The organism is Curtobacterium luteum (assembly GCF_014646995.1).
Taxonomy (GTDB): Bacteria; Actinomycetota; Actinomycetes; order Actinomycetales; family Microbacteriaceae; genus Curtobacterium; species Curtobacterium luteum.
The window spans coordinates 72744-80233 of sequence record NZ_BMOI01000015.1 but is presented as its reverse complement, the minus strand read 5'-3'; the positions used below and the strand labels follow the sequence as shown (position 1 = coordinate 80233).

The following is a 7490-nucleotide window of genomic DNA, read 5'->3' as shown; positions in this document are numbered from 1 at the left end:
CCGCGGGGCCGGTCTCCGCGGGGCCGGTCTCCGCGGGGCCGGTCTCCGCGGGGCCGGTCTCCGTCGGCGTCCGCGGACGGCGGCGTCCCGGTGAGCGGGATCCTCGACCCGGCGGGGACGCCCACGACGGGCGCGACGGGTCCCACGGCCACCCGCGCTCCGTCCGGGGGTGCCGAGCGACGCCGTGGGGGGACGCTCGGCGCCGCCGGACTGGTCGCGGCCGTGGTCGTCGCGCTCGCCGTCCTGGCGGCCGTCGCACCTGCGCTGCTCGGCGGCGCCCACCCGCTCGCCGTGGACCCGGGAGCAGCGCTCCTCCCGCCGTCGGCGGCGCACCCGTTCGGCACGGACGAGTCCGGCCGCGACGTCCTCGCGCGGGTCGTGGCGGGGACGCGCCCGTCGCTCGTGGTCGGGCTCGCGGCGACCCTCGTGGGTGCCACCACCGGTGTCCTGCTCGGGCTGCTCGCCGGACTCGGTGGGCGCGTGCTCGACGCCGTCGTCGGCCGGGTCACCGAGGTCGCCTTCGCGCTGCCGCTCCTGCTCGTCGCGCTCGTCGTCATCGCCGTCACCGGCCCCGGTCCGGTGCCCGCGGTGCTCGCCGTGGGGTTCGCGACCGCGCCGGGCTACGCGCGGATCGTGCGGGGCCTCGTGCGCACGGCCCGGGAGTCGCAGGTCGTCGAGACCGCTGTCCTGCTCGGCCGTTCCCCCGCCCGCATCGTCGTCCGCCACGTCCTGCCCGCCGCGCTCTGGCCCGTGGTCGCGGTCGGTACGCTCGGCGTCGGCCAGGCCGTCGTGTGGGCGTCCGCACTGAGCTACCTCGGCGTCGGGACGCCACCGCCGGCCCCGGAGTGGGGTGCGATGCTCGCGGACGGCCGCACGTACCTGCAGACCGCGCCGTGGATGAGCACGTTCCCGGGTCTGGCGATCGTCGTGCTCGCGACCGCGGTCACGGTGCTCGGTCGGGCGATCCGACGACGCGGTGGTGCACGGTGAGCGCCGCCACCACGTCCCACGGCAGCCCGGTCCTGGCCGTCGAGGGGCTGTCGGTGACGATCGACGGCGTCCGGCTCGTGTCCGACGTCCGACTGCACGTCGCCCCCGGCGAGATGGTCGCCCTCGTGGGTGCCTCGGGCTCGGGCAAGACCGTGACCGCCCGCGCGCTCCTCGGGCTGTCCGCCGACCGAGCCGAGGTCGCCGCCGACCGGCTCGAGGTGGCCGGCACGGACGCGAGGGGCTTCCGCGAACGCGACTGGCGTCGGCTCCGCGGCACCCGCGTCGGGTACGTCGGCCAGGAGGCCCTCGGTGCCCTCGACCCGCTCCGCCCGGTCGGCCGCGAGGTGGCGGACGCACTCCGACTGCACACGTCCATGCGCGCCGCCGAACGGGTCGAGGCCGTGCGGACCGCGCTCGCCGACGTCGGGCTCGACCCCGCGATCGCGACCGACGGCCGGCTGGCCGGGACGCTCTCCGGCGGGATGCGGCAGCGGGCCCTCATCGCGGCGGCCACGATCGGCTCCCCCGCGCTCGTCGTCGCGGACGAACCGACCACCGCGCTCGACGCCGGTGTCGCGGTGGCCGTCATGGAGCAGCTCCGCCGGGCCCAGCAACGCGGAGCCGGCGTGCTGGTCATCACGCACGACCTCGGCCTCGTCGCCGGCTGGGCCGATCGGGTGGCCGTGGTCGCGGACGGCCGGATCGTCGAGCAGGGGCCGGTCGGGCGGGTGTTCGACGCACCCGAACACCCGGCGACCGCGGCGCTCGTGCACGCGGCCGCCCCCGCCCCCGCACCCGCCCCCGCATCTGCCCTCGCCCCCGCCCCCGCTCGGTGCGAGGATCCCAACAGCGTGGCAGGGCACAGCCCCCGCACGGTGCGCGGAACCTCGCACGACGCGACCGCCGATGCGGGCGACTCGCACGGTGCGAGGGAGGGCATCCTGGTCGCGGACGGCCTCGAGCGGGCGTTCGACGGCGTCCCAGCGGTGCACGACACGGCACTCGTGCTCGAGCGCGGCCGCGTGCTCGGGGTCATCGGGGCGTCCGGCTCGGGGAAGACCACGCTGGCCCGGATCCTCCTCGGACTCGAGTCCCCCGACGCCGGCACCGTCACGCTCGACGGTGGACCGTGGGTGCCGCTGCCCGAACGCGAGCGCCGTGCCCGTCGACACCGGGTGGCCGCGGTCGTGCAGGACCCCGGCGCGACCTTCGACGACCGCTGGGACGTGGAGCGCGTGCTCGCCGACGCGTTCTCCGGCGGAGCGGAACGGCGGGCCTGGGGCGAGCTCGCGGACCGGGTCGACGGCGCGCTCCGGCAGGTCGGACTCGACCCCGCGCTGCGCGCCCGGTCGCCGCTGACCCTGTCCGGCGGGCAGCGGCAGCGGTTGGCGATCGCGCGGTCGCTCGCGACCGACCCCGAGGTCCTCGTGCTCGACGAACCCGTCACGGCGCTCGACGCCACGGTGCAGGACGCGGTGCTCGGGCTGCTCGAACGGCTGCGGGACGACGCCGGCGTGGCGATGCTCTTCGTGTCGCACGACCTGCGGGCGGTCCGACGGATGGCGGACGACGTGCTCGTCGTCCACGAGGGTGCGGTGGTCGAACGGGGACCGGCCGAGCGGGTGCTCTCGCGACCGACGCACGCCGTGACGGCGCAGCTGTTGCGCGCGGCCGAGGTGCTGGCCACCGGGCCGACCGCCCCCGCCGCCTGACGCGGCCGACTCGTGCCGCGCGAGCCGAGACTCGTGCTGCGCGAGCCGAGACTCGTGCTGCGCGACACTCCTCGCGCTCGAACGCACGAGCGATGTCGCGCAGCGCGAGACTCGCGGCAGCGCGAGACTCGCGGCAGCGCGCGACCCGCGCAGCGCGAGACTCGTGCCGCGCGAGACTCGCTCAGCGCGCGACCCGCACCAGCGCGACCGGACGACGGGAGGCGCGGTGCGGGACGGACCCGTACCGCGCCTCCAGGCCGGTCGTCAGGAGCCCGTGGGCTCCGTGCGCTCACCGCCGGACGTCGGCGCGTCGCCGCTGATCACGGGGATCTCGCTCGTCGAGAAGTCCTTCGCCCAGTCGGACTGGGCGAGGTCGGACTCCGGGTCGTTGTAGTCCTCGATGACCGCGGCGATCTCGTCCTCGTGCGCGACCGTCGGGCCCGACCCCATCAGCGGGGTGGCGGCGGTCTCCTTCGTGAAGTACACCGCGACGAGGCCGATCACGGCCGCGATCATGAGGTAGAACGCGGGGATGTCCTCGGCCCAGCCGAGCCCGGCGTCCTTCGCGGCGTTGATGAGCGCCGAGGTCGCGAGCGGGGTGGTGCCACCGAAGAGCGAGACGGAGACGTTGAACGCGATCGCGAGCGCCCCGTAACGGATGATCGTCGGGAACAGCGCGGGGAGCGTCGAGGGCATCGTCGAGGTGAACGTGACGAGCACGAGCCCCAGGATGAGGAGGCCGAAGAACACCCCCACGCCGGTGCCGCTCTGGACGAGCTTGAGCGACGGCCACGACAGCAGGAAGAAGCCGATGCAGCCCGCGGCCAGCACCGGGCGTCGGCCGAACCGGTCGGAGAGCCGACCGCCGAACGTGATGACGACCATCATCAGGATCATCACGATCACGATGAGGATCAGGCCGAAGGTCGCGTTCTGGCCGAGGTTCTGCTCGAGGTACGTCGGCATGTACGACAGCAGCATGTAGTCGGTCACGTTGAAGACCAGCACCAGGCCGATGCAGATGAGCAGCGAGCGCCAGTTCTCGGCGAAGAGGCGGAGGAACGGGGTCTTCTGGGACTCGCGCTCGGCGGCCTGCTCCTGCTGCTTCTGGAACGCCGGGGTCTCCTCGAGCTTGAGCCGGAGGTAGAGCCCGATGAGGCCGAGCGGACCGGCGACGATGAACGGGATGCGCCAGCCCCAGCTGAGGAGTGCGTCCTCGGAGAGGCCGAACTGCAGGCCGGTGACGATCGAGGCGCCGAGCACGTAGCCGGCGAGCGTGCCGAACTCGAGCCACGAGCCCATGAACCCGCGGCGCTTGTCCGGCGAGTACTCGGCGATGAACGTCGCGGCGCCGCCGTACTCGCCACCGGTCGAGAAGCCCTGCACGAAGCGGGCCACGAGCAGCAGCACCGGCGCCCAGAAGCCGATGGTCTGGTACGAGGGGATCAGGCCGATCATGAGCGTGCCGGCCGCCATGAGGATCATCGTCAGTGCGAGGACCTTCTGCCGGCCGATCCGGTCGCCGATCGGGCCGAACACGGCCCCACCGATCGGGCGCACGATGAACGCGGCCGCGAAGAACCCGAAGGTCGCGACGACGTTGGCCGCCGGGTCCCCCTTCGGCAGGAACACCTGCGAGATCGTGACCGTCAGGTACGCGAAGATGCCGAAGTCGAACCACTCCATCGCGTTGCCGAGGGCGGCGGCCGCGACGGCGCGCTTGAGCAGCGACTCCTCGACGACGGTGACGTCGTCCTTCGTCAGCTTGCGGCGGGCCCGCTTCACGGCGCCCTTCGTCCGCAGCGGCCGATCGCCGTTCGCGGGGCTGGTCTGGTTCGGTGACAAATCGTTCCTCCGGTAGTGCTGAGTCTTGCCTTCGGGCGCCCGGCGGACGGCGTCACTGCAGTCCTCGCGAACCCCGCGTCCGCCGGACAAACTCCGACAGCCTACCAAACGCCCGGCGTGTCCGTCAGGCCGGTGTGGTATCGGCCGTCGGCGATGACGGTGCGAGCCGCTACCATCGGGGGTACCGCGCCGCACGTGCGTGGACATTCAGGCACCTCACCACGGACTCGGTGCCGCACAGAGCGGTCCCAGCACCGCACCGAACGGAAGGCCCGCCATGTCGAAGCCCCTGCCCGAGAAGCCCACGGTCGACGGACTCGAAGACGTCTGGGGCCCGGTCTGGGAGCAGGACGGCACCTACCGCTTCGACCGTTCCGCCGCCGGTGACCGCGCCGCCGTCTACTCAATCGACACCCCGCCGCCGACCGCCTCGGGCTCGCTGCACATCGGTCACGTGTTCTCGTACACCCACACCGACCTCAAGGCCCGGTACGAGCGGATGCGCGGCAAGCACGTCTTCTACCCGATGGGCTGGGACGACAACGGGCTGCCGACCGAGCGCCGCGTGCAGAACTACTACGGCGTCCGCTGCGACCCGCAGCTCCCCTACGACCCGGCCTTCGTCCCGCCGTTCGAGGGCGGTGACACCAAGTCGAGCAAGGCCGCCGACCAGCTCCCGATCTCGCGCCGCAACTTCATCGAGCTGTGCGAGCGGCTGACCGTGCAGGACGAGCAGCAGTTCGAACACCTCTTCCGCACGCTCGGCCTCTCCGTCGACTGGACGCAGTCGTACCGCACGATCGACGACACCTCGCGGGCCAGCGCCCAGCGTGCCTTCCTCCGCAACCTGGAGCGCGGCGAGGCCTACCAGGCCGACGCTCCGACGCTCTGGGACGTCACCTTCCGCACGGCCGTCGCCCAGGCGGAGCTCGAGGACAAGGAGATGCCCGGCGCGTACCACGGGCTGGCCTTCCACCGGACGGACGGCGGGGACGACGTCGTCATCCAGACCACCCGCCCGGAGCTCCTCCCCGCCTGCGTCGCCCTCGTCGCGCACCCCGACGACGAGCGCTTCCAGGACCTCTTCGGCACCACGGTCCGCTCGCCCCTGTTCGACGTCGAGGTCCCGGTGCTCGCACACCACCTCGCGCAGCAGGACAAGGGCGCCGGCATCGCGATGGTCTGCACCTTCGGCGACACCACCGACGTCGTGTGGTGGCGCGAGCTGCAGCTGCCGAACCGCGCGATCATCGGCTTCGACGGCCGTGTCCGCTCCGACGAGCCGACGTGGATCGCGAGCGAGCAGGGCAAGGCGCTCTACGCGGAGATGGCGGGCAAGACCGTGTTCTCGGCGAAGAAGGTCGTCGTGGACGCCCTCACCGAGTCCGGCGAGCTCATCGGCGACGTGAAGACCATCAACCACCCGGTGAAGTTCTTCGAGAAGGGCGACAAGCCGCTCGAGATCGTCTCGACGCGCCAGTGGTACATCGTGAACGGCGCGCGTGACGAGGAGCTCAAGACCACGCTCCGGAAGCGCGGCGAGGAGATCGCGTTCCACCCGGACTTCATGCGCGTCCGCTACGACAACTGGGTCGGCGGCCTCTCCGGCGACTGGCTCATCTCCCGCCAGCGCTTCTTCGGCGTGCCGCTGCCGGTCTGGTACCCGCTCGACGCCGACGGCAACCCGGTGTACGACCAGCCGATCGTGCCGACCGAGGACCAGCTCCCGGTCGACCCGGCGTCCGAGCCGGCCCCCGGCTACGAGGAGTCGCAGCGCGGTGTCGCGGGCGGCTTCCAGGGCGAGCTCGACGTCATGGACACCTGGGCGACCTCGTCGCTGACCCCGCAGCTCGCGGGCAAATGGGAGTCCGACCCGGCGCTGTACGACCTGGTGTTCCCGTACGACGTCCGGCCGCAGGCGCAGGACATCATCCGCACCTGGCTCTTCACGACGGTGCTCCGCAGCCAGCTCGAAGCGGACGTCGTGCCGTGGAAGCACGCGAGCATCTCCGGCTTCATCGTCGACCCCGACCGCAAGAAGATGTCGAAGTCGAAGGGCAACGTCGTCACGCCGCTGTCGATCCTCGAGCAGCACGGCGCGGACGCGGTCCGGTACTGGGCGGCCTCCTCGAAGCTCGGCACGGACGCGGCGTTCGACCCGCAGAACCCGAAGCAGATCAAGGTCGGCCGACGCCTGGCGATCAAGGTCCTCAACGCGGCGAAGTTCGTCTACGGCTTCCCGCTGCCCGAGGGCGCGCACGCCGTGACCGAGGCGCTCGACACCGACATGCTCGCCGAGCTCGGGTCGGTCATCGAGCAGGCGACGGCCGCGTTCGACGGCTTCGACCACGCCCGGGCCCTCGAGGTCACCGAGCGCTTCTTCTGGACGTTCTGCGACGACTACCTCGAGCTCGTGAAGGAGCGCGCCTACGGCACCGCGACCGACGCAACGCACGAGACGCAGGCGAGCGCGGTCCTCGCGCTGCGCGCCGCGATCGACGCGCTGCTCCGCCTGCTGGCACCGTTCCTCCCGTTCGCGACCGAGGAGGTCTGGGCCTGGACCCACGAGACCAGCGTGCACCGCGCACAGTGGCCTACTGCGAGCGGCCTGGCGGCCGCCGCGGGGCCGGGTGCAGCCGACCGGCTGGGTGCAGGGCCGTCGGGCCTGCTCGCGGCCGTCGGCCAGGCGCTCATCGGCATCCGCGGTGCGAAGACGGCGGCCAAGGCGTCCCAGAAGACGCCGGTGACGCGGGCGGTCGTCGCCGCGCCCGCCGAGACGCGTGCGCTCATCGAGCGTGCTGCCGTCGACCTCGCGGCCGTCGGCCGCATCGCGGACCTGTCGTTCACGGACGGCGCCGAGCTGGCCGTCGTCGACATCGAGCTGGCGGAACAGCCGGCGTAGCGTCGCACGGGTCGGCCGGCTCGCGTCCGCGACCGGTCGAC

The 7490-nt window shown here is 72.9% G+C and carries 4 protein-coding genes; 3 read left to right on the top strand and 1 reads right to left on the bottom strand.

Annotation, left to right across the window (positions count from 1 at the left end; all coding sequences use genetic code 11):
• Positions 1-90: 90 nt before the first annotated feature.
• Both IEY20_RS14955 and IEY20_RS14950 read left to right on the top strand, forming a co-directional pair.
• Positions 91-990, top strand: coding sequence for an ABC transporter permease (locus IEY20_RS14955; protein WP_022902926.1), 900 nt, complete (start codon positions 91-93; stop codon positions 988-990).
• On the top strand, positions 987-2702 hold the full coding sequence (locus tag IEY20_RS14950) for an ATP-binding cassette domain-containing protein (protein WP_229728088.1): 1716 nt from the start codon (positions 987-989) through the stop codon (positions 2700-2702). The genes IEY20_RS14955 and IEY20_RS14950 overlap by 4 nt, the downstream gene beginning before the upstream one ends.
• 264 nt (positions 2703-2966) lie before the next feature.
• On the opposite strand, the gene proP is transcribed toward IEY20_RS14950, so the two are convergent.
• Positions 2967-4547 carry a glycine betaine/L-proline transporter ProP gene (gene proP, locus IEY20_RS14945; protein ID WP_229728087.1) on the bottom strand — a complete coding sequence of 527 codons (1581 nt, stop codon included), beginning with the start codon at positions 4545-4547 and terminating at the stop codon, positions 2967-2969.
• A gap of 277 nt (positions 4548-4824) precedes the next feature.
• On the opposite strand from proP, the gene valS reads away from it, so the two are divergent.
• Complete coding sequence (gene valS, locus IEY20_RS14940) at positions 4825-7449, top strand: valine--tRNA ligase (protein WP_188889277.1); 2625 nt, start codon at positions 4825-4827, stop codon at positions 7447-7449.
• The last annotated feature ends 41 nt before the right edge of the window (positions 7450-7490 follow it).

Bases quoted from the DNA above. Each gene is read 5' to 3' on its own strand.
- valS (WP_188889277.1), top strand. From the start codon at position 4,825: ATGTCGAAGCCCCTGCCCGAGAAGCCCACGGTCGACGGACTCGAAGAC.